The sequence below is a fragment of the Pseudomonas sp. NPDC090201 genome (genome assembly GCF_044746825.1).
Taxonomy (GTDB): Bacteria; Pseudomonadota; Gammaproteobacteria; order Pseudomonadales; family Pseudomonadaceae; genus Aquipseudomonas; species Aquipseudomonas putida_AD.
Genome location: NZ_JBIVCX010000010.1, coordinates 26,766 through 48,653, shown reverse-complemented (window position 1 = coordinate 48,653; position 21,888 = coordinate 26,766). Strand labels below are relative to the sequence as shown.

The 21,888-nt window shown below is 61.1% G+C and carries 22 protein-coding genes and 1 pseudogene; 6 read left to right on the top strand and 17 right to left on the bottom strand.

The genetic code is table 11. From position 1 onward, the window contains the following. Nucleotides 1-6 precede the first annotated feature (6 nt). Entirely contained in the window at nucleotides 7-420 is a 414-nt protein-coding gene (locus ACIPOO_RS21555; protein ID WP_400609696.1) for a hypothetical protein, read from the top strand. Between the two features lie 190 nt (nucleotides 421-610). Here the strand turns inward: ACIPOO_RS21555 and ACIPOO_RS21550 are convergent, their stop codons facing one another. The 4 genes and pseudogenes from ACIPOO_RS21550 to ACIPOO_RS21535 form a co-directional block, all read right to left on the bottom strand. Next, complete coding sequence (locus ACIPOO_RS21550; RefSeq protein ID WP_274132414.1) at nucleotides 611-1,609, bottom strand: sulfate ABC transporter substrate-binding protein; 999 nt, start codon at nucleotides 1,607-1,609, stop codon at nucleotides 611-613. 118 nt (nucleotides 1,610-1,727) lie between these two features. Continuing rightward, on the bottom strand, nucleotides 1,728-2,612 hold the full coding sequence (locus ACIPOO_RS21545; RefSeq protein ID WP_274132415.1) for an urea transporter: 885 nt from the start codon (nucleotides 2,610-2,612) through the stop codon (nucleotides 1,728-1,730). 167 nt (nucleotides 2,613-2,779) lie between these two features. Further along, nucleotides 2,780-3,514, bottom strand: a complete 735-nt coding sequence (locus ACIPOO_RS21540) for a methyl-accepting chemotaxis protein (protein WP_400609812.1) — start codon at nucleotides 3,512-3,514, stop codon at nucleotides 2,780-2,782. Nucleotides 3,515-3,637: 123 nt separating this feature from the next. Beyond that, a pseudogene (locus tag ACIPOO_RS21535) lies at nucleotides 3,638-4,324 on the bottom strand (cache domain-containing protein); the annotation flags it as partial. A gap of 636 nt (nucleotides 4,325-4,960) precedes the next feature. On the opposite strand from ACIPOO_RS21535, the gene ACIPOO_RS21530 reads away from it, so the two are divergent. Next, nucleotides 4,961-5,353: a response regulator gene (locus tag ACIPOO_RS21530; RefSeq protein WP_274132417.1), complete on the top strand. Its 393-nt coding sequence runs from the start codon at nucleotides 4,961-4,963 to the stop codon at nucleotides 5,351-5,353. Nucleotides 5,354-5,356: 3 nt separating this feature from the next. On the opposite strand, the gene ACIPOO_RS21525 is transcribed toward ACIPOO_RS21530, so the two are convergent. Continuing rightward, nucleotides 5,357-5,965 carry a TetR/AcrR family transcriptional regulator gene (locus ACIPOO_RS21525; protein WP_274132418.1) on the bottom strand — a complete coding sequence of 203 codons (609 nt, stop codon included), beginning with the start codon at nucleotides 5,963-5,965 and terminating at the stop codon, nucleotides 5,357-5,359. A 174-nt stretch (nucleotides 5,966-6,139) separates the two neighbouring features. On the opposite strand from ACIPOO_RS21525, the gene ACIPOO_RS21520 reads away from it, so the two are divergent. Next, entirely contained in the window at nucleotides 6,140-6,367 is a 228-nt protein-coding gene (locus tag ACIPOO_RS21520; RefSeq protein ID WP_274132419.1) for a hypothetical protein, read from the top strand. 227 nt (nucleotides 6,368-6,594) lie between these two features. On the opposite strand, the gene ACIPOO_RS21515 is transcribed toward ACIPOO_RS21520, so the two are convergent. Next, complete coding sequence (locus tag ACIPOO_RS21515; protein ID WP_400609693.1) at nucleotides 6,595-7,353, bottom strand: hypothetical protein; 759 nt, start codon at nucleotides 7,351-7,353, stop codon at nucleotides 6,595-6,597. Between the two features lie 276 nt (nucleotides 7,354-7,629). Here ACIPOO_RS21515 and ACIPOO_RS21510 point away from each other — a divergent pair, with 276 nt between their 5' ends. Next, the gene (locus tag ACIPOO_RS21510) at nucleotides 7,630-7,935 is read left to right on the top strand and encodes a hypothetical protein (protein WP_400609691.1); all 306 of its coding nucleotides are present in this window, start codon (nucleotides 7,630-7,632) and stop codon (nucleotides 7,933-7,935) included. 49 nt (nucleotides 7,936-7,984) lie between these two features. On the opposite strand, the gene ACIPOO_RS21505 is transcribed toward ACIPOO_RS21510, so the two are convergent. The 7 genes from ACIPOO_RS21505 to puuE all read right to left on the bottom strand — a co-directional run bounded on the left by ACIPOO_RS21505 (nucleotide 7,985) and on the right by puuE (nucleotide 15,166). Then, the gene (locus ACIPOO_RS21505) at nucleotides 7,985-8,773 is read right to left on the bottom strand and encodes an outer membrane protein OmpK (RefSeq protein ID WP_400609689.1); all 789 of its coding nucleotides are present in this window, start codon (nucleotides 8,771-8,773) and stop codon (nucleotides 7,985-7,987) included. 357 nt (nucleotides 8,774-9,130) lie between these two features. Continuing rightward, nucleotides 9,131-10,486: a nucleobase:cation symporter-2 family protein gene (locus ACIPOO_RS21500; RefSeq protein WP_274132424.1), complete on the bottom strand. Its 1,356-nt coding sequence runs from the start codon at nucleotides 10,484-10,486 to the stop codon at nucleotides 9,131-9,133. Between the two features lie 184 nt (nucleotides 10,487-10,670). Then, nucleotides 10,671-11,969 carry a urate hydroxylase PuuD gene (locus ACIPOO_RS21495; RefSeq protein ID WP_274132425.1) on the bottom strand — a complete coding sequence of 433 codons (1,299 nt, stop codon included), beginning with the start codon at nucleotides 11,967-11,969 and terminating at the stop codon, nucleotides 10,671-10,673. Nucleotides 11,970-12,018: 49 nt separating this feature from the next. Next, nucleotides 12,019-12,522 (bottom strand): ureidoglycolate lyase, encoded by a 504-nt coding sequence (locus ACIPOO_RS21490; protein WP_400609686.1) that lies wholly within the window; start codon nucleotides 12,520-12,522, stop codon nucleotides 12,019-12,021. A gap of 160 nt (nucleotides 12,523-12,682) precedes the next feature. Next, nucleotides 12,683-13,678, bottom strand: coding sequence for an allantoicase (gene alc, locus ACIPOO_RS21485; protein ID WP_274132428.1), 996 nt, complete (start codon nucleotides 13,676-13,678; stop codon nucleotides 12,683-12,685). Between the two features lie 49 nt (nucleotides 13,679-13,727). Further along, nucleotides 13,728-14,243: a 2-oxo-4-hydroxy-4-carboxy-5-ureidoimidazoline decarboxylase gene (gene uraD, locus ACIPOO_RS21480; RefSeq protein ID WP_400609684.1), complete on the bottom strand. Its 516-nt coding sequence runs from the start codon at nucleotides 14,241-14,243 to the stop codon at nucleotides 13,728-13,730. After that, nucleotides 14,240-15,166: an allantoinase PuuE gene (puuE, locus tag ACIPOO_RS21475; protein ID WP_400609682.1), complete on the bottom strand. Its 927-nt coding sequence runs from the start codon at nucleotides 15,164-15,166 to the stop codon at nucleotides 14,240-14,242. Before puuE ends, uraD begins: the two co-directional genes overlap by 4 nt. A 386-nt stretch (nucleotides 15,167-15,552) precedes the next feature. Between puuE and uraH the strand changes: the two genes are divergently transcribed. Continuing rightward, a complete protein-coding gene (gene uraH / locus ACIPOO_RS21470) occupies nucleotides 15,553-15,906 on the top strand; it encodes a hydroxyisourate hydrolase (protein ID WP_274132435.1) in 354 nt (117 codons plus the stop codon). Between the two features lie 223 nt (nucleotides 15,907-16,129). Here uraH and ACIPOO_RS21465 read toward each other — a convergent pair whose 3' ends face one another. Together ACIPOO_RS21465 and ACIPOO_RS21460 are read right to left on the bottom strand one after the other, a co-directional pair. Then, entirely contained in the window at nucleotides 16,130-16,756 is a 627-nt protein-coding gene (locus ACIPOO_RS21465; RefSeq protein WP_400609680.1) for a LysE family translocator, read from the bottom strand. Nucleotides 16,757-16,925: 169 nt separating this feature from the next. Continuing rightward, a complete protein-coding gene (locus tag ACIPOO_RS21460) occupies nucleotides 16,926-18,287 on the bottom strand; it encodes an NCS2 family permease (protein WP_400609678.1) in 1,362 nt (453 codons plus the stop codon). 356 nt (nucleotides 18,288-18,643) lie between these two features. Between ACIPOO_RS21460 and ACIPOO_RS21455 the strand changes: the two genes are divergently transcribed. Continuing rightward, nucleotides 18,644-19,408 (top strand): GntR family transcriptional regulator, encoded by a 765-nt coding sequence (locus tag ACIPOO_RS21455; RefSeq protein ID WP_274132441.1) that lies wholly within the window; start codon nucleotides 18,644-18,646, stop codon nucleotides 19,406-19,408. Nucleotides 19,409-19,561: 153 nt separating this feature from the next. Here the strand turns inward: ACIPOO_RS21455 and guaD are convergent, their stop codons facing one another. Together guaD and xdhC are read right to left on the bottom strand one after the other, a co-directional pair. Next, a complete protein-coding gene (guaD, locus tag ACIPOO_RS21450; protein ID WP_400609675.1) occupies nucleotides 19,562-20,866 on the bottom strand; it encodes a guanine deaminase in 1,305 nt (434 codons plus the stop codon). Nucleotides 20,867-20,890: 24 nt separating this feature from the next. Further along, a complete protein-coding gene (gene xdhC, locus ACIPOO_RS21445) occupies nucleotides 20,891-21,742 on the bottom strand; it encodes a xanthine dehydrogenase accessory protein XdhC (RefSeq protein ID WP_400609673.1) in 852 nt (283 codons plus the stop codon). Between the last annotated feature and the right edge of the window lie 146 nt (nucleotides 21,743-21,888).

The window sequence follows — 21,888 nt, the reverse complement described above, 5'->3', positions numbered from 1 at the left end:
GCCTTTATGTATCGCGTCGCACGATTTGCCTTGTTGAGTGTGGTGGTGGCGCTGAGCGCCGCCTGTGCGGTCCAGCGCCCAGGTCCGCAGAGTTCGGAACCGATTCCCACGATTCCCGGGCCATCGCCCACCCCGCAGCCGGGAACGCCGCGCACCACGCCGCAGACCCCGCCCACGATGCCGATCCCGTCGGGCCCGAAAACCAGCGCCAACTTCGCCCCGCCGCCCGGTGGCCACAGCCACTGGGACGCAAAACTGGGCGTGCACGTGCTGGATAACGTCCCCAACACCTTCTACCGCCAGCGCACCTACTACCGCTGGAACAACGGCTGGGCCTGGGCCACCTCGCCAGCCGGGCCGTGGCAGGAAACCGATTCGAGCGGCGTACCGGCCGGGCTGAGCCGCCAGTTCGGGAATTGATTTTTACAGCCACGCGCCCCCTGTAGGAGCGCGCTTGCCCGCGACCGCGGTGGGTCAGCCGACATGTCTGGTCCTGACACATCGCAGTCGTCCGAATGCGGCCCAGACCAAGCGCGCTCCTACATGAGATAGGCGGGGATAAAAAAACGGCGACCTCGATGGGTCGCCGTTTTCATTTCATCCCAACCCCTTACTTGGCGGGGTAGATCTGGTCAAACACTCCGCCATCGACGAAGTGCGTCTTCTGCACGGTGCGCCAGTCGCCGAAGGTCTTCTCCACTGACAGGAAATCGACTTTCGGGAAGCGGTCGGTGTACTTGGCCAGTACCGCCGGGTCACGTGGACGCAGGTAGTTGGCGGCGGCGATTTCCTGGCCCTGCGCCGACCACAGGTACTTCAGGTATTCCTCGGCAGCGGCGCGGGTGCCTTTCTTGTCCACCACCTTGTCGACCACGCTCACCGGCGGCTCGGCCTCGGCAGAGACGCTTGGGTAGACCACTTCGAACTGGTCGCGGCCAAACTCGCGGGCGATCATTTCGGCTTCGTTTTCGAAGGTCACCAGCACGTCGCCGATCTGGTTGGTCATGAAGGTGGTGGTAGCACCGCGACCGCCCGTGTCCAGGACTGGTACATGGCTGAACAACTCGCCGACGAATTTCTTCGCCGCCGCTTCATCGCCGCCATTCTTCAGGGTGTAGCCCCACGCCGACAGGTAGGTGTAGCGGCCGTTGCCCGAGGTTTTCGGGTTCGGCACCACGACTTCGACGCCATCCTTGACCAGGTCCGGCCAGTCTTTCAAATGCTTGGGGTTGCCCTTGCGCACGATGAACACAGTGGCGGAAGTGAACGGCGCACTGTGGTTGGGCAGGCGCTCGACCCAGTTTTTCGGGACCAGTTCGCCATTGTCGGCCAGGGCGTTGATGTCGGTTGCCATGTTCATGGTGATGACGTCCGCCTGCAGCCCGTCGATCACGGCGCGGGCCTGCTTGCTCGAACCACCGAATGACATCTTCAGGGTGACGTCTTCCTTGTGCTCGTCCTGCCAGTGCTTCTGGAAGGCAGCGTTGTAGTCCTTGTAGAAGTCGCGCATCACGTCGTAGGAGACGTTGAGCAGCTCTGGGGCGGCGTGGGCGGCGCTGGCGAAGGCCATGGCGCAGGTCAGCATCGAGGCGGCGAAGATTTTTTTCACTGCGAATTCCTTTGTCGTGTCGCGATTATTCTTATGAAAAAAGGGATGGCTAATGGCCGCGACTATAACGAAAACGGTTAGCGTCTTATAGATTAAAAACTTCTGTACTTATGACCGTTTAGAAACGCAGCGGGCGATCCTGCACAGACTGTCGAAACAGACGGCCACCTGCCTGCACCAGCCAGCAGGAGAGGATGAACGGCGCGGTCAACGTCGCCAGGCCCAGACTGGAAAAACCCGGTTGGAGCAGGATCGCCAGTGCGACGGCGATGGCTGGCAGCCACGGCTTGTGGCGTATATGGCTGAACGCCAGAGCCGCCAGCGCCGGGTTGTAACCGGCAAGCCCCAGCAACGCCAGATTGGTTTCCTGCTGCCAGAGGGCGAAGGCCACTCCGCTGACGCAGCCGAAGGCCGCCCACAATGCAGCGTTCCGGCTGGACAACAGCAAGCCGATGCCGATCAGCACGCCTGCCAGCGGATGGTCCAGCAGAAACACCTGGCCCAGGCCCACCGGAAGCGCCTGGAGCAGACCGGTATCGACCATAGGGGCGGCGGGCATCGGCTCGGCAAAGGTCAGCAGCACCCAGCTGAAAAGCACGAACGGCGCGGTGTAGGCCTTCAGGCAAGACGCCCTGGGCGTGCGTTGCAGCCAGGCGTGCATCAGCATCGCGCTCAGCCCGCCACAGGCGATGACCAGCAGTGGCAGCATCGGCGACCATTCGAACCGATAGCAGATCAGCAAGCCCAGCAGCACGCCGTTATAGCTGTACACCCCGGACTGCCGCTCGGCCTTGGGGTAACCGCGACGCTGCGCGGTCAGCAGGCCCGACACGGCACCGAGCAGCGCGCCGCCAAGGGAGGAAGGCGCACTGATGAGAATCGCCAGCAGGCACATCAAGCCACACAGGGGACTGCGTTGCAGAAGCACCTGGCTGAAGCCATTGAGCAGCGCTTCGGCCCAGTCGGGACAGTGGGAGGCGGGGGCAGATCGAAGGGTTTGCATGTATGTATTCAATATTATTTTTTATTGTATACATAATGGCTGAAGGGCAAACCTCTATCAAGTAGGAGCGCGCTTGCCCGCGATTGCGCCGTATCAAATGACGCATGAGCAACGGAAAATCCCAATCGCGGGCAAGCGCGCTCCTACAAAGGCTATTTGCGCCAGATCTACACCCTGAACTGCCGCAACAACCCGTTCAACTGCTCACTCAAGCCCTTGAGCTGCGCACTGGCGGCGCTGGACTGCTCGGCGGCAATCGCGGTGCCCTGGGACAGCTGCGCGGCCTGGGTCACGTTCTGGTTGATGTCTTCGACTACGTGGGATTGCTGCAACGTCGCGCTGGCAATCGAGGCGTTCAGGCCGTTGAGGTTTTGCAGGGCCCGGCTGATGGAGGTCAGGCTCTGGCCGGCCAAGTGCGCCTGTTCGATGGTCAGTTGCGAGGAGCGGCTGCTGTCGCTGATAACTTTCACGGCGGCATCGGAATGGCTTTGCAGGCGTTCGATCATCGCCTGGATTTCCGCCGTGGATTTCTGCGTGCGTTGCGCCAGCAGGCGCACTTCGTCGGCCACCACCGCAAAGCCGCGACCCTGATCGCCTGCGCGCGCCGCTTCGATGGCAGCGTTCAGGGCCAGCAGGTTGGTCTGTTCGGCGATGGAGCTGATGACTTCCAGCACCCCGCCAATCTGCGTGCTTTCACTGGCCAGGGTGCGGATCACGTCCACCGCCTGGCTGATGGTGCCGGACAGGTGATCGATCTGCTTGAGGCTGCTGTCGATGTTCGCCTGGCCCTGCTGCGCCTGGGACTGGGCACTGCGCATCTCGCTGGCGGCATGCTCCGCGTTCTTGGCGACATCCTGCACGCCATAGGTCACTTCGTTGATGGCGGTCGCGACCTGTTCCATCTGCAGCGATTGCTGCTGGCTGCGTTCCTGGGCCTGCACCGCGTTGTTGCCCAGTTCGCTCGACGCCTGGCCCAGGCCCACTGCCGACAGTTGCAATTGGCTGACCACCCCGCGCAGTTTGGCGGTGAATGCATTGAAATGCCCGGCCAGTTGGGTGATCTCGTCCTTGCCCTGGGTTTCAAGGCTGCGGGTCAGGTCGCTTTCGCCACTGGCGATGCTGGCCATGGCCTCGACGGTGGCGTTCAACGGCCCGGCAATGCTGCGTGCGATGAGGGTCAACAGCAGCGCCATTACCAGAATGATCCCGGCGCTGATCGACAGGGCCTTGATGACCTGCTGCTGGAACTCGGCCTGCACGTCATCGACATACACGCCAGAGCCGATGATCCAGCCCCACGGGGTGAACAGCGAGATATAGGATGTCTTCTGCACCGGCTCGCTGGCGCCCGGCTTGGGCCAGCGATAGTTGACCATGCCGGCGCCCTTGGCCTTGGCCAGGGTGACCATTTCGTTGAAGACCTGGAAGCCGTCCGGATCCTTCACCCCGGACAGATCCTGTCCCACTAGCTTGGGGTTGGCCGGGTGCATGATCATCACAGGCCGCAGATCATTGATCCAGAAGTAGTCTGTCTGGTTGTAGCGCAGGCCGCGAATGGCGTCCATCGCCTGCTGCTGGGCCTGTTCGCGGGTCAGCTTGCCGCTGTTTTCAAGGCCCTGGTAGTACTCCAGAAGACCGCTGGCAGTCTGCACCACGTGCATGGTTTTCTGCGCCTTGGCGTCGTACAGATCGTCGTGGATCTGCTTGAGCATGGCCACGGCCAGGGTGAACAGCATCAGCACGGCGACGATTAGAATCAGCCACAGGCGCCGGCTGATCGACAGGTTACGCATATTCATGATCGTCACTCCGTTTCATTGTTCTTGTTATTGCGCCAAGCCTCGTCAGGCACCATGGCGAATGGCAGACAGCGGGCTCGTCTTCAAGCATCTCGGCCCGGGCCGGACAAACCTGAGAGCGGCATGCGGATTTGTACAGCCAGTCATCGAATATGGCCAATTGGCCATTAGTCCAACAAAACAATGGCGTCAGAATGCCATCGATATAGCCAAAGGCTTACACGAAATGGAGATTTTGGCTCTGGATGGGATCCAGTTATCACAGTAAATTGGATCCCATCAACCGCAACGAAGGAACGCTGCGGGATCAGGGACGATCGACCGTTCGCCAGGAATGGCTGCCGACATGGATTTTGGACGGTCTTGCACAAACCCGCTTCGGCGGGTTTTTTTATGCCTGAAAGGCTGCCCTTACAACCGTTTCAATCAAATCTCGTCACTGAATGGAATTTCCAGCGCGCGCGCCGTTCACAGTACCGACAGCAGCCGGAGTCCAGGACAGGACCAGCCGGACAGGTGACGGGAAGAATTATGGTGGGTGCAGCGCAAATGGCAGCAAACGAGCAGGAAAAACGCCTCATCCTGGTGGTTGAAGATGAGTCGATCATCCGTGATTTCGTGTGCGAGATTCTGGGCGACGAGGGTTTCTCGACCCATGCCCTGGAGAACGCCGACGACGCGGTGAGGTTTCTCGATGAGCACGCCGACCGCGTGTCGCTGCTGCTGACCGACATTCTCATGCCGGGCACGTTGAATGGAGCCGATCTAGCCAACCTGTCGGGTAACAAGTGGCCGCAGATTCCCATCCTGATTATGTCCGGCCACGAAACGCCGGAAAGCTCCGGCGTGCAGCATCAGGTGACCTTTATCCGCAAGCCGTGGAGCTTCGGGCAACTGCTCGATGGCGTCGACAAGGCCCTGCAATCGGGCAAGGCGCCATAAGCCTCAACGATCCGGCTCACACCCCTTGAGCACCAGGCGCACGATGGTCTGGGCGGCGGCTTCGTAGTCGGCGTCGTCCAGCTTGGCCTTGCCGGTGACCGAGGAAATCTGCCAGTCGAAGTCCGCGTACGTCTGGGTCGCGGCCCAGATGCTGAACATCAGGTGGTGCGGGTCGAGCGGGGCGATCAGGCCGTCGTCGATCCAGCCCTGGATGCACTCGATGTTGTGCCGGGCCTGGGCGTTGAGCTGCTCGGCCTGCTCGGCGGTCAGGTGCGGCGCACCGTGCATGATCTCGCTGGCGAACACCTTGGAGGCGAAGGGCAGGTCGCGTGAAATGCGGATCTTGGAGCGGATGTAGCCGCTCAGTACTTCAGCCGGAACCCCCTGGCGATTGAAGGGCGTCGAGGCCTGCATGATCGGCTCGATGATGCTTTCGAGCACCTCGCGGTAGAGGTTGTCCTTGGATTTGAAGTAGTAATAGACGTTGGGCTTGGGCACGCCAGCCTTGGCGGCGATGTCGCTGGTCTTGGTGGCGGCGAAGCCCTTGTCGGCGAATTCTTCACTGGCTGCGCGCAGGATCAGTTCTTTGTTGCGCTCGCGGATGCTGCTCATAAAGCGGAATGTCCTTGCCGGCTCGGCGGTGGCGAATGGTAGCACCGGCCTCGCGGCAGGCTCAAGATTGCGGCGAACGCGCTATGATCCGGTCAGTGGAGTGACCGTGTCCGGGTTTCTGGCGGGCATGGGAGCGGGGAATGAACCGGATCTGAACGGCGAGGTGACAGCAGCATGAACAGCCCTTTGTTTTCCAGCGTCGTTGCCTATGCCCAACATTGCGAACGACAACTGGTGGAAATCCTTCATCGCCGGCCGACGCTCGACCGGCAACAAGTCATGACCTGGGTGGACGAGCAAAGCCACGCCCTGGAAGACCGCGACCCGCTGGAGCTGCTGCGCGCGCTCAACGCCAAGGTCAGGGCAGGCAAACCGATGCCATGGGAAAAGCGCACGCCGTAGCAGTCCGGCTTGCCGGCGTCGGCGATCACTACTTGGCCCTGAACTGTGGGAGCGGGCTTGCCCGCGAAGGCGGTGGATCCAGCACCTTCGAAGCGTCAAGGCTGACGCATTCGCGGGCAAGCCCGCTCCCACAGGTCAATCAATAACTCCCCAGATTTAATGAACACTCTGCCCCGTAGCAGCCGGGCTTGCCCGCGGGAGCGATCTCAAGACTGCCCCCATACCCGTCAATTATCGGCGACCTGCGCATAGGCCTTGGCCGGTTTGCGGTGGTAGAACATCGCCACGCCCACCAGCACCACCAGGATGCTCAACAACACCATCGACGAGCCGACGGTGCCAAAATCCAGCCCGCCTTTTTCATGGGGCTTGGTGAGCACATCGCCCAGGGTCGCGCCGAACGGCCGGGTCAGCACGAACGCGATCCAGAACAGCGCCACCGACGACAGGCGCGTGGTGTAGTGCAGCACCGCCACCACCGCGATACCCGAACCGATCAACAGCGCGCCGCCGGCAAAGCCCAGGCCCGAATCATCGGCCAGGAAATCACCCAGCGCCGTGCCCAGGGTGTTGGAAAACAGGATCGCGAACCAGTAGAACAATTCCGCCTTCAACGTCGTCACCCGGCTGACCGACAGCGATTTCTCACTCATGTACCAGACCGAGAAAATCGCCAGCAGGATCGCCACCAGAATCGCCGAGCCCGCCGCGTACCCCAGCCCGAGCGTGCGATCCATGAAATCGGACATCGTGGTGCCCGCCGTGCTGGTCGAAAGAATCACGATCCAGTACAGCGCAGGGTTGTAGCGTTTGGACGAAAGTTGGGTAAGCAGGGTGACGACAAACACGCTGATCAGAATCAGCGAACTCATCAGATAGCCGACATCCAGGGTCATTGAGAGCAGGTCGCCAGCGGTTTCACCCAGCGTTGTAGCGCAGATCTTCATGATCCAGAACGCGAGGGTAATCTGTGGAAGTTTATTCATGGGCTATACCGAAGTGGGTCAGACACATTATTGGAAGTGGCGTCTGGCGAGGGCCGACGGGGGGCATAGTCCATTGGCGGGCGTTAAAAGCTGGTCGAATGGAAATGAAAATCCCATGAAAGTTACAGTTGGCGACATATCCGCTTTCAGTTTTTTACCGGCGGGCAGCCCTGGCGCTGGCAACGGGTGTAAAATCCGCCGCGGCATTTAAATGGATCGAATTGCCGTTTCGACGACGTATTTGCTAGAAGGAGATAGACCATGCATGGATACGGGATGTCCGGAGACCTGCTGCACCTGAGCCTTTATCTGCTGACCATCGTCGCCTGGCTCTATTTGTGGCTGGTGTGCGTGTTTGGCAGCGTGCCGTTCAGGAAACGCCTTGGCACTCACGCTTTGTTGATCTGCGCGCTGGGCGTGCCAAGTCTTGCGACTTTCATGGTGGGCGGCGCGGTTGTGCTGTTCGGTCTGGAGTACGTGCTGTGGAGCCTGATGGTCGTCGGCGTGGGAATGCCGCTGGCGGGGGTTCAACTGGTCAATCGCGACCGGCAAAAGGACGGCTCGGCCCAGGCGCGGCGTTGAGTGCCGCTTGGCGTGGGCTTCGATCAAACAAAGCCCACGCCTGCACTGATTAGAAGAACACTTTTACCAACAGGCTGGCAGTGTTCTGATCGGTATCGAAGTAACGGGTGTCATTGATCCCGTATTTGTTCGTCCAGTAGTCATACTCGATACCCACGTACAGCTGGCGCTCCGCCAGGTTCATCGCCTTGCCCAGGTCATATTTGATCTGCGGGTTGAAGTGCAGGTTGGAGTGGTAGTCGCCCTTGGTGTTGGACTGTTTGTTGTCCACGACCCAGTCCATGAACCCGTCGATCAGAATGTCCGACTTGCCCACCGGAATGGTGTAGGACCACACCGGCGTAATCTGCCAGGCGCCGTAACCGGCACGGTGGCCGTCGTTGTAGCGCTTGTAGAAGTTGAGCTGGAAGTAGTCGAAGCCCGGGATGTTCAGGTCGAAGCCCGGACCGATCAGGTACGACTCGACGTCGCCTTCGCCGAACTCGTAAGTACCCGCCAGCAATACGTCCTTGATCGGGCCCAGCTCGAATTTCTGACCAAAGATCTTGCCCATCGACAGGCGAGGGGAGAACTCGCCGTACAGGGTGTTGTTGCCCACGCCCGGATCTTTCTTGCCGTTGTAGAAGATGTTGTCGACGAACAGGAAGTTGTCGCCGTATTTCCAGCCATCCGCGTGCTCGAAGGTGAACGTCTGCTGGATCTCCGGGTTCACGGCAAAGTCCTTGCCGTAGAGATAGGTCAGGCTGTTGCTCTGCCACTGCAACAGATCGCCCGACATGGCAGGGGCGGCGGCGAGCAGGCTGCCTGCGGCCATCAGGCTGGAAAGTGTACGGTTCATGCATTTACTCCCTAAGGTTTAAAGTCGTTGTCGCTCGGTTGTAACGCTCTGATGTGGCGCTATTTCTTCTGAATAAGTTGTCCATTTGGTCAACTTGAAGGGTGCAACGAAACCGCGCCCGCAGCCGGAAAAAAGGCCAAAAAGACTCGTCGGCTGTTTTCGCAACAGTCGAGGGAAGAGTGTTTTCAATGCCTTTTCGAGGGTGCAGCGGGTGATCGGTTAACTAACTTTGCAGTCAGAATCTTGTTGGTGGTCGTTCGACCCTGATTTCGAGCGGCGGCGGAGGATACTGACTCGCGCCACCAGGCTCAAGTGCTCCGCGACGGAGCACCTGAATCGACACCAGGTAAACGTTTGTCAGTGCGAGTGCACAGGCCCTGCCATGGCCGCGCGTTCGGCACCGCCGAGCACGTTGAACAGCAGGTTGAGCAGCACGGCGCTCAAGGTCGCCATGGCAATGCCGCTGTGGGTGATAGGCCCCATCCAGTGTGGCAACTGGCTGAAGAATTCCGGCCGCACGACCGGGATCAGGCCCATGCCGATGCTTACCGCAACCAGCAACTGGTTGCGACGGTCGGAGATGTCGGCTTCCTGGAGGATCTTGATACCGGTGGCCGCCACCATGCCGAACATGGCAATGGCCGCGCCGCCGAGCACTGCTGGCGGAATCGACGCCACCAGGTACGCAGCCTTGGGCAGCAGGCTGAGCAGGATCAGGAAGCCACCGGCAACCATGGTCACCGAGCGGCAACGCACACCGGTCATCTGCACCAGGCCGATGTTCTGGGCGAACGAGGAGTGGGTGAAGGTGTTGAGGAAACCCGCCAGGAACGACGCTGCCGCATCGCACAGCAGGCCGCGACGCAACATGCCGGGGGTGACTTCGCGGTCGGTGATCTTGCCCAGTGCCAGGAACATCCCGGTGGACTCGACGAAGATGATCACCACCACCAGGCACATCGACAGGATCGGCGCCAGGCTGAAGGTCGGCATGCCGAAGTGCATTGGCGTGACCACCTTGACCCACTCGGCCTGGGCCAGGCCGCTCAAGTCGACCATGCCGATGAAGCCCGACAGGATGTAGCCCAGGCCCATGCCGATCAGCACCGAGATGTTTACCCAGAAACCGCGCATGAAGCGGTTGATCAGCAGGATGCTGCCCAGCACCAGCGCCGCCACGCCCAGATACACCGGGTCACCGAAGCTTACGGCCTTGTTGCCGCCGCCCGCCCAGTTGACCGCAACCGGAAACAGCGAAAGGCCAATGGAGGTGATGACGGTACCGGTCACCAGTGGCGGAAAGAAGCGCACGATTTTCGACATGAACGGGGCGATCAGCATGCCGAAGAAACCGGCAGCGATGGTCGCGCCGAAAATCCCCGGCAAGCCGACGCCGGGCATGCCGGCCATCGCGACCATGCTGCCGACAGCGGCAAAGCTTGCCCCCATCATCACCGGCATGCGAATCCCCAGCGGGCCGATCCCGAAGGATTGCACGACCGTGGCGATACCGGCGACCAGGAGGTCTGCGTTGATGAGAAAGGCGATTTCTTCGCGAGACAGGCCAGCGGCCTGACCGATGATCAGCGGCACCGCGACGGCACCGCCATACATCAGCAGGACGTGTTGCAGGCCCACCAGAATCAGTTGCATCAGTGGCAGGGGCTGTCGTGGTGGCGCAGCAGGGATGCGCGCGTGAGTTGACTCGGACATGCAACACCTCATTTGTTCTTATTTTTGAGTACGCCCGTTGCGGCTGGGCGGTGGAACTTCACGTCAACGCGATCCTATGTAGGAGCGCGCTTGCCCGCGATTGCGATCGGTCTGTGCCATCGATGTTGCCTGGCACACCGCCGTCGCGGGCGAGCGCGCTCCTACAAGGGAAGGCGCCGCTACATCAGTTCGTCTGGGCCCCCTTGTCGATCCACTGCCCCAGCAGGTCACGTTCCTGCTGGGTCATCTGGGTGATGTTGCCCAGTGGCATGATCTGCGCAGTCACGGCCTGGGCCTGGATGCGCGGGGCCAGTTGCTGGATCTGCTGCGGGGTGTCGAACATGATCCCGGCCGGCGCACTGCTGAACAGCGGGCTGGTCGGTTTGGCCGAATGACAGACCGCGCAGCGTTCCTGAATCACGCTGTGCACCTTGTTGAAATCCACGCCGCCGGCATTGCTCGCCTGTGCCGGTTGCTCAGCTGGGGCGGGGGCTTTTGCAGGTTGCGGTTCGTCGGCGCGATGACCACCGATGGCGGTAGCAGGCAGCGGCTGGTACTCGATCTTCGCCACGTCAGGCGCCTTGGCCATCTGCGCAGGGCCTGTGACATAGGCCAGGCAGATCATCCCCAGTGCGCCGACCGGCAGTGCCCAGGCGAACTTGTTGCTGTCGTGACGGGTGTTGAAGTAGTGACGCACCAACACCGCACATACCGCGATCGCCGCCAGGATCAGCCAGTTGTACTGGCTGCCGTAGGTGCTCGGGAAGTGGTTGCTGATCATGATGAACAGCACAGGCAGCGTGAAGTAGTTGTTGTGACGCGAACGCAGCAGGCCCTTGGCTGGCAGCGTCGGGTCCGGCGTGCGGTTCTCGGCGATAGCCGCGACCAGTGCGCGCTGCGCCGGCATGATGATGCGGAACACGTTGCCGACCATGATGGTGCCCATGATCGCGCCGGTGTGCAGGTACGCACCACGGCCGCTGAACACCTGGGTGAAGCCGTAGCAGGCCCCGATGACCAGCACGAACAGCACCAGGCCCAGCAGGCCAGGGCGCTTGCCCAGTGGCGAGTCGCAGAGCAAATCGTAGATGAACCAACTGGCGACCAGGGCGCCGACGCCGATGGCGATGCCTTCGCCGCCGGTCAGTGTGCTGCCGGGCGCGAGCAGGTAAAGCGTGGGGTTGGAGTAGAACACGATGCACAGCAGCACGATGCCCGACATCCAGGTCCAGTAGGCTTCCCATTTGAACCAGTGCAGGTTGTCCGGCATGGTCGGCGGGGCCAGCTTGTATTTTTCCAGGTGGTAGATACCGCCGCCGTGGATCGCCCACAGGTCACCCGACAGCCCGTCGCGCGGCTTGGCGCGGTTGAGGTTGTTCTCCAGCCAGACGAAGTAGAAGGATGCGCCGATCCAGGCGATCCCGACGATCATGTGAATCCAGCGCACGCCCAGATTCAGCCATTCCATCAGATGTGCAGCCACAGTCTTTACCGTTAGTCTTCTGCCACTTAGCGAGCAGTCAGACCCTCTTTTATTGTTGGGGATCGAGAATCATTTTCTGACTCTCTTCGAAGAAATGCTCATCGCAGTTATTGCCACTGCCACTGCGATCAACCACCAGGAAGTCATCCCGCTTTTCGATCGTCAGCACCGGGTGGTGCCAGACGCCGCGATGGTAATTAACACCCTGCCTGCCATTGGTGATGAAGGCGCGGGTCAACTCTGGTTCAGGAACATCGCCAAATGGCGCGACCACGACCAGAAAAGGGTTGCCGAGCAGCGGAATGAAAGCCTGGCTGCCCAGCGGATGGCGCTCCAGCATGCTCACGGTCAGCGGCATGTCCTGCGCGTCGGCGCGGAAGATGCTGATGATCGCGTTATCGTCCGGCGTTGCCGTTTCAACGGTCGCCAGCTTGTGAAAGCGCATGGTCGAGCCGTTGTTGATCATGAAATGATCGCTGCCATCGGTTTCGATGACATCACCGAAAGGGGCGAAGGCTTCTTTGGTCAACGGCTCGATAATCAGTTTGCGCATGCGGATTCTTCTGTTCTCAAGTTCAGTGATGGATCTGCGATCCTGCTGTCTTCTGTGGGAGCGGGCTCGCCCGCGAAAGCGTTGTGCCGGTCAACACATGGTTTGCAGACATATCGCCTTCGCGGGCAAGCCCGCTCCCACAGGGTCGGTCAGCTGCTCGTTACTTGGCTACTTTGCCGAGGACACGCAAGCGGCTCACACCACCATCCGGGAACACGTTCAGGCGGATGTGGGTGATCGGGCCCAGCTTGTTGATCTGCTCGACGAAGCTGTGCTCGGCGTGCATCTGCAGCTTCTGGCTCGGCAGCAGTTCGCGCCAGAACAGGCTTTGGGTTTCGATCTGGCTGTCGGTGCCGCCTTTGACGAATGCGCCCTGGATCGAGCAGCTGTCCGGGTAGTTGCCCTTGAAGTGCAGGGTGTCGACGACGATCTGCTCGACTTCACCGGCATGCCCCAGCGCCACGATCACCCAGTCATTGCCTGGCGTGCGACGACGCGCAGTTTCCCAGCCGTCGCCCATGTTGATGCCACGGCCCGGGTTGAGGATGTTGCTCATGCGGCCGAAGTGCTCGTCGGAGCAGGCCAGCGCGCGGCCGCCATTCAGGGCTGCGGCCAGGTCCACTTGCTCGTTGTCGCCAACGGCCGACCAGTCGCGGTGCGGCACGCCGTACACGCGCAGGCGCGCCACGCCGCCGTCCGGGTAGATGTTGAAACGCAGGTGGCTGTAGGCCTTGGCGTCGCTGATTTCGTGGTAGTGGTGGCTGTCGCCCTTGAGTTCTACCGCTGCCAGCACTTCAGTCCACACGGTGTTCTCGTCCGGTTCGCCCGAGGCCAGGAAGCAGCCTTCCAGGGACGCCGATGGCGGGTAGTTGCCGGTGAAGAACGAGGTGTCGATGTCCACGCCCTTGATCGAACCTGCCACACCCAGGCGGATCACCGCGCTGTCATAACCTTCGAAACGCTTGCGGCGCGATTCCCAGCCGTCCATCCACTTGCCGTTGTCGTCGAACACGCCTTCTTTCCACACAGCCGGGGTCGGCTGGAACAGGCGGTTGGCATCGGCGAACCAGTCGTCGGTGACGGAGATGATCTTGGTGCCCAGACGTGCATCGGCCAGGTTGACGAATTTCTCGAAGGGTACGGCGTAAGCTTTCATTCTTTTTGTCTGCCTTTTATTGATGGCGTGGGAGAAGGTCGGTTGGGGCTCAAAGTGTCTGCAATCGGAACAGCGCGATCTTGTTGATTTCGGCCAGGGCGCAGGCGAACTCGGTTTGGGCCGAGTTGTGAATGCGCGTCTCGAATGCCGCAAGAATCTGATGCCGGTTGCTGCCCTTGACCGCCATGATGAAGGGGAACGCGAACTTGGCCTTGTAGGCGTCGTTCAGCTCGGTGAAGCGTGCAAACTCTTCAGCCGTGCATTGGTGGATACCGGCGCCAGCCTGTTCGTTGGTGCTGGCTTCGGTCAGTTGGCCTTGCACGGCGGCTTTGCCGGCAAGATCCGGGTGAGCGTTGATCAGCGCCAGTTGCGTGGCGTGATCGGCGCTCAACAGGATGTCGCTCATACGGGCATGCAGGACGTCGACGTCGTCGATGTCGCTGCCATGGCCCAGGTCGAATGCTTTCTGAGCGACCCAGGGCGAATGCTCGTAGATGTCGGCGAAGGCTTTGACGAAGTCTTCGCGGGTAAGGGATGAAGGCGTCAGGGTCTGGAAACGGCTCACTTGGCGGCTCCTTCAAAAGGGTGCACGTCATGCCAGTGGCGGGCGATCTCGACGCGGCGGGCGAACCACACCTGCTCATGGCCTTTGACGTATTCAAGGAAACGCTGCAGCGAGGCCAGGCGGGCAGGGCGGCCGATCAGGCGGCAGTGCAGGCCGATGGAAAGCATCTTCGGCGCCTCGGCCCCTTCGGCGTAGAGCACGTCGAAGGCGTCCTTCAAGTAATCGAAAAAGTCGTCGCCCTTGTTGAAACCCTGCACCTGGGTGAAGCGCATGTCGTTGGTGTCCAGGGTGTAGGGAATCACCAGGTGCGGCTTGCCGGTGCTGTTGTTCGGTTCCCAGTAGGGCAGGTCGTCGTCGTAGGTGTCGCAGTCGTAGAGAAAACCGCCTTCTTCCATCACCAGGCGACGGGTATTCGGGCCGGTACGCCCGGTGTACCAGCCCAGCGGGCGCTCGCCGGTGAGCTCGGTGAGGATGCGGATCGCTTCGAGCATGTGCTCGCGTTCCTGGGCCTCGTCCATGTTCTGGTAGTCGATCCAGCGGTAGCCGTGGCTGCAGATCTCGTGGCCGGCTTCGACCATCGCGCGGATCACGTCCGGGTGACGCTGGGCGGCCATGGCCACGGCGAAGATGGTCAGCGGGATGTCGAACTGCTTGAACAGCTTGAGGATGCGCCACACGCCGGCACGGCTGCCGTATTCGTACAGCGACTCCATGCTCATGTTGCGCTGGCCTTGCAGCGGCTGCGCGGCGACCATCTCGGACAGGAAGGCTTCGGATTCCTTGTCACCGTGCAGGATGTTGCGCTCGCCGCCTTCCTCGTAATTGAGTACGAACGACAGCGCGATCCGGGCATTGCCTGGCCAGTGTGGGTGGGGCGGGTTACTGCCGTAACCGATCAGGTCGCGTGGATAGTCGGCGCTCACTGCAATCTTCCTTATCTACGTTTTGTCTGTGGCAGTGGTCGGGTCGAACCTGGCAGGACCACTGCGGCGATGGATAGATTGTATACAACTTTATTTACTATTTGTAACCCTGTTTTTTCGCCTTTCTGCTGCCGTACATCACCCCACTGTACGTAGCAAGAAACTTGCCTGAGTGGTCAGGTTAAGCTGAAAAAACGCAGCAATATCCGCGATGCCCGAGAAATCAGGCTCCAACAGGATGGCCGGGCGGATAGGGTCAAAAAAGCCATTTTAATTGTGTACAATTTTCGCAGAAAGTGTCTTAATCGCTCATCGCCCGCATCTTTCAGGCCCTGAATGAGTGCGCGCCCTTACCCCAACCATCCACAAAGAGGCACTGACACGCCATGGGACGATTGACCACACACGTGCTGGACGCCGCGCATGGCTGCCCCGGCAGTGACATCCGCGTTGCCCTGTACCGCATCGAGGGCGAGCGCCTGGAAAAGATCGCCGAGACCCGCACCAACGCCGACGGCCGCTGCGATGCGCCGTTGCTGCAAGGTGAGGATTACCGTTCCGGTGTCTATCAACTGCAATTCAGCGCCGGCGACTACTACCGCGCCAAGGGCGTGAAACTGGGCGAGCAGCCGTTTCTGGACGAAGTGGTGCTGCGTTTCGGCATCGATGCCGGCCAGGACCACTACCACGTGCCCCTGCTGATTTCGCCGTACAGCTACTCGACCTATCGCGGTAGCTGATTCAACCGCTTGACCCGCTTCATCGCACTGACCCTGTTCCTCATTGCCCGCCCCACACTGCGGGCTTTTTTTTGCCTGGCGTTTCCCGGCGTCAACGCCTTACACCTGTAGGAGCGCGCTTGGCCTGGGCCGCATCCGGACGATGGCGGTGTGTCAGCCAATTAATGCGGCACAGACATGACGCATCGCGGGCAAGCGCGCTCCTACAAGGGATGTCGCGGGCTCAATGACTAAGCAACGCCGCCGTGCCCGCCCCGCCAAACAACCCCGCGCTGATGCGGTTGAACCAGCTCTGGCCGCGCCCGGTGCGCAGGTACCGCGCCGCGCCCTGGGCGCTGAGGCCGTAGAACAGCTTGCAGGCCAGGTCCAGCAGGGTCCAGGTCACGATCATGGTCAGCAACTGGCCAAGAAACGGCTGATCGGCCTTGAGAAACTGCGGCAGGAAGGCGGCGAAGAACAGGATGTCTTTCGGGTTGCTGCCGCCCAGCACAAAGGCACGCCAGAACAGTGAAGCGAAACCCGGATGGACCAGCGCCTGGGGTACTTCCTGAGCGGTCGCTGGTTGGCGGGATTGCTTCCAGCTCTGCCAGGCCAGATAAAACAGGTACAGGCCACCTGCGATCTTCAGCACGCTGAACAATTGCTCGGATGCCATCAACAGCGCGCCCAGGCCCAATGCCGACGCGCTGAGCAGGCAGATCGAGGCGCAGACCCCGCCGAGGAACGCCGGGTACGAACGCAACAGGCCGTAATTGAGGCTGTTGCCGATCATCAAGAGCGACAGCGGGCCTGGGATCAGAATCACCACCAGCGCAGCGCCGCTGAACAGCAGCCAGGTTTCCAGAGTCATGCTTTATTTCTCCTTTTTTGAAATGACAAAACGCCATCCCATGGATGACGTTGTCGTTGACGCCTGTAGGAGCGCGCTTGCCCGCGATGGCGGTGGGTCAGTCAATCAATGTGGCACAGACATGACGCCATCGCGGGCAAGCGCGCTCCTACACGGGTTTTGCGTGGGTTTACAGGAACACAAACTTGGCAATGAAGATCGCGCACAGCGCCCAAAGGCTCACGGAAATTTCCTTATGCCGCCCGGTACCCGCCTTCAGCACCACGTAGGTGATAAAGCCCAGGGCGATGCCGTCGGCGACCGAAAAGGTCAGTGGCATCATGATCGCCGTGACGATGGCCGGAATCGCGTCGGTGGCTTCATCCCAATCGATGTGCGCCATGCCGCCCATCATCAGCATCGCCACATAAATCAGTGCGCCTGCAGTGGCGTAGGCAGGAATCATGCCCGCCAGCGGTGCGAAGAACATCGCGGCCACGAACAGGACACCCACGGTCACGGCGGTGAGACCTGTACGACCGCCCGCCGCCACACCCGAAGCACTTTCCACGTAGCTGGTGACCGGCGGCACACCGACCATCGCACCAAACACGCTCGATGCGCTGTCGGCCTTGAGGGCGCGGGACAGGTTCTCGATGCGGCCGTCTTCATTGACCAGGCCTGCACGCTGGGCGACGCCCATCAGGGTGCCCGCCGTGTCGAACATATGAACGAAGAGGAAGGCCAGCACCACGCTGATCATGCTGACGTTGAACACGCCCGCGATGTCCATGGCCATCCAGGTCGGCGCAAGGCTTGGCGGGGTAGAGAAGATACCGTTGTAGTGCACAAGTCCCAGGCCCCAGCCGGCCAGTGTCACGGTGATGATGCTGATCAGGATCGCGCCGAACACCCGGTGGTAGCTGAGCACCGCAATCATCAGAAAGCAGATCGCCGCCAGCAGCGGGCCAGGCTCACGCAGGGAGCCCAACTTGATCAGGGTGGCCGGGCTGTCGACCACAATGCCCGCCGTCTTCAGGCCGATCAGGCCGAGGAACAGCCCGACCCCCGCACCCATGGCATAACGCAGGCTGACCGGAATGCTGTTCAGCAGCCATTCGCGAATGCGCGACAGGGTCAGAATCATGAAAATCACGCCCGAGATGAACACCGCACCCAGCGCCGTCTGCCAGCTGTAACCCATGGTGCCGACCACGGTGTAGGTGAAGAACGCGTTCAGGCCCATGCCTGGCGCCAGGCCCACCGGCCAGTTGGCGTACAGGCCCATCAGCAGGCAACCCAGGGCCGCGGCGATGCAGGTCGCGACGAAGGCGGCGCCGTGATCGATACCCGCGTCAGCCATGATGTTGGGGTTGACGAAGATGATGTAGGCCATGGTGATGAAGGTCGTCAGGCCCGCCAGCAGCTCGGTCCTGACGGTGGTGCCATGCACGCTCAGCTTGAAGATGCGCTCGAGCAGGCCGGTGCGTGGCGGCCTTGCTTCTATTGGAGTGGTATCGAGCGGCGCGGCTTCGGTTTTGCGACTTTCCACAGTGAAATCCTCGGGACGTTTTTGTTGTTTTTTTCAGAGCCGGTAACTGCTCTTTGAAGCGAGTCGACCTTCAGTCCGATTTCTTGACTGAAAGGTCAGAAACGTGCACGAGCGAATTATGCTTTTGTATACAAAAATTGCAAATAATGTTTTTGATTTTGTCGCAAGGATTTTACCGATTGTGTGCATAAGGCCCAATAGAACACGCCTATGTGCAGACTTTGCACACTGTGTACAATGCGCCATTACTTTTACTGTGACTTTGCGCGGATATCTGCTATTGGTTTTACCAACAGTGGCTGTTCCCTGCAGTCACGGCACGGCCCCCGGGCCGGATTCAGGTCTTGTGAGTGTCCATGAACGATCAGCTGCAACCCCTCAAGAAACAACCGCGCGCCGCCAAGGCAGGCCGCAGCGGCACCCAGGACGACATCGTCTACGCGCACATCTTCGAGGCGATCCTCGAGCAGCGCCTGGCGCCCGGCACCAAGCTTTCCGAAGAAGCCCTGGGGGAGATCTTCGGGGTCAGCCGCACGATCATCCGTCGCGCCTTGTCGCGCCTGGCCCACGAAGGCGTGGTGCTGCTGCGCCCGAACCGTGGCGCCGTGGTGGCAAGCCCCAGTGTCGAAGAAGCGCGGCAGGTGTTTTTCGCCCGGCGCATGGTCGAGAAGGCCATCACGGAGCTGGCGGTGCAGCACGCCACCGTCGAGCAGCTCAATGAACTGCGTAAGATGGTCAGCGACGAGCGCGACAGCTTCTCCAGAGGGGATCGTGGGGCGGGAATCCGGCTGTCTGGCGAGTTCCACCTGAAACTGGCAGAGGCAGCCAGGAACGCACCGCTGATCAGCTTCCAGCGCAGCCTGGTGTCGCAGACCTCGCTGATCATCGCCCAGTACGAAAGCGGCAACCGCACGCACTGTTCCTACGATGAGCACACCCAGCTGATCGACGCCATCCAGGCCCGCGACGCAACGCTGGCGGTGGACCTGATGATGCACCACATGGATCACATCGACAGCAAGCTCAACCTGGACGAAGAAAGCGCGTCGGATGACCTGCACGCGGTGTTCTCGCACCTGGTGCTGCCGAAGAAAAAGCCGGGGCGCAGTACGGCGGTTTGATCGTGGAGTTCGGGCATTGATTAAAGCAACTGTGGGAGCGGGCTTGCCCGCGAAGGCGTCCGGTCAGCCAACATCACATTGACTGACCCAACGCTTCGCGGGCAAGCCCGCTCCCACAGGGGGTAGAGGATGCGCGCGAAATCGGCGCTTTCCTCAGCGCTTGTGCACCAACGCCCCCGCCGAATACGTCTCGCTCACCGTCCGGTCATCCCCCAGCGTCATCAGCACGAACAGCTTCTCCTCGATGCTCGTCGCCTGCTTCATGCGGTACGACAGCAGCGGGGTGGCGTTGTAGTCCAGGACCACGAAGTCCGCTTCGGTGCCTTCATGCAGGTTGCCGATCTTGTCCTCCAGACGCAGCGCCCGCGCGCCGCCCAGGGTCGCCAGGTACAGCGACTTGAACGGGCTGAGCTTGGCGCCCTGCAGCTGCATCACCTTGTAGGCCTCGTTCAGCGTCTGCAGGATCGAGAAGCTGGTGCCGCCACCCACATCGGTGCCCAGTCCCACGTTCACCTTGTGCTTTTCCGCCATCGGCAGGTTGAACAGCCCGCTGCCCAGGAAGAAGTTGGACGTCGGGCAGAAGGCGATGGCTGACCCGGTTTCCGACAACCGCTCACACTCCTGATCGCACAAATGCACGCCGTGGGCGAACACCGAGCGCTCGCCCAGAAGCTTGAAGTGGTCGTACACGTCCAGGTAGTTCTTGCGCTCCGGGAACAGCTCCTTGACCCACTCGACTTCCTTCAGGTTTTCGCTGATGTGGGTCTGCATGTAGAGGTCGGGGTATTCGCCCAGCAACTGGCCGGCGAGGGCCAGTTGCTGTGGCGTGCTGGTGGGCGCAAAGCGTGGCGTGACCGCGTAGTGCAGGCGGCCCTTGCCATGCCAGCGCTCGATCAGCGCCTTGCTGTCGACGTAGCTGGACTCGGCGGTGTCCACCAGGTAGTCCGGGGCGTTGCGGTCCATCATCACCTTGCCGGCGATCATCCGCAGATTCAGCTTCTCGGCAGCGGTGAAGAACGCATCTACCGACTCCTTGTGACGGCTGCCGAACACCAGCGCGGTGGTGGTGCCATTGCGCAGCAATTCCTGAATGAAGATGTCAGACACTTCAGCGGCGTGCGCAGGATCGGCGAACTGACGCTCGACAGGAAACACGTAGGTGTTGAGCCAGTCCAGCAACTGTTCGCCGTAGGACCCGACCATGCCGGTCTGTGGCAAATGGATGTGAGTGTCGATGAAACCGGCGGTGATCAGCGCATCGCTGTAGGTCACCACTTCGATGTCGCTGGCAAGCGTGCCCAGCAAATCCTTGGCGTGGCCGACGGCGATGATCTTGCCGTTCTCGACCACCATCAGGCCGTCTTCGAAATACTCGTAGGACGCCTCGATCACCACTTCAGCCGGGTCGGCGATGCTGTGGACGATGGCGGCGCGGTAGGCTTTCTTTGCAGTAGTCATGTTCAGGATTCGTTCTTCAAATGTTCATTGAGCCTGGCTGCGGCGGGAGACCGGCATCAGCTTGGCGACGGGTTCGGAAGTCGAGCCTTGCTCGCCGCTTTCCATCCCGAAGCAGGCGTTATAGGTGGCGATCACTTCGGCTGCGACCGACACGGCGATTTCCATCGGCAATTTGCCCTTCACTTCGGACAGGCCCATGGGGCAACGCATGCGCTGCACCAGTGCCGGATCGAAGCCGCGATCGCGCAGGCGGTGTTCGAATTTGACGCGCTTGGTCTTCGAGCCGATCAGTCCGAACCAGGTGAAGTCGCCACGCTTGAGGATGGCGGCGGTCAGTTCCAGGTCCAGTTGGTGATTATGGGTCATGACGATGCAATAACTGCCGGCGGGCAGGTTGTCCACTTCGTCGACCACTTCATCGTTGACGATCTTGCTCACCCCTTCGGGCAACTGCGCGGGGAATTCCGCTTCCCGCGAGTCGATCCAGCGCACCCGGCAAGGCAGGCTGGCCAGCAGCGGCACCAGGGCGCGGCCGACGTGGCCTGCGCCAAACACGGCAATCTGCGCCTGGGGCTGGCCCATAGGTTCGAACAGCAGTACGTTCACGCCGCCACAGCACTGACCCAGGCTCGCGCCGAGGCTGAAGCGTTCGAGACGCGTCTGCTGGGTGCCGCTTTCGAGCATCTGGCGGGCGATGTCCATGGCCTTGTATTCCAGATGGCCACCGCCAATGGTGTCGTAGATCCGCTCGGCGCTGACCACCATTTTCGAGCCTGCGTTGCGCGGTGTCGAGCCGCGCTCCTCGATGATGGTCACCAGCACGCAGGCTTCCCCTGCGGTTTGCAGCTCGGCGAGGGCGCTGATCCAGTTGTTCATGTGTTTCTCCTGATCGCCTGTGGCAGATCAAAAATCCTGGTTAGCTGTTCCGGCCTTGGGGGGGGGGGGGGGGGGGGGGGGCGGGGGGGGGGGGGCGGGCGGGCCGGGGGGGGGGGGGGGGGGCCGCCGGGGGGGGGCGGGGCGCG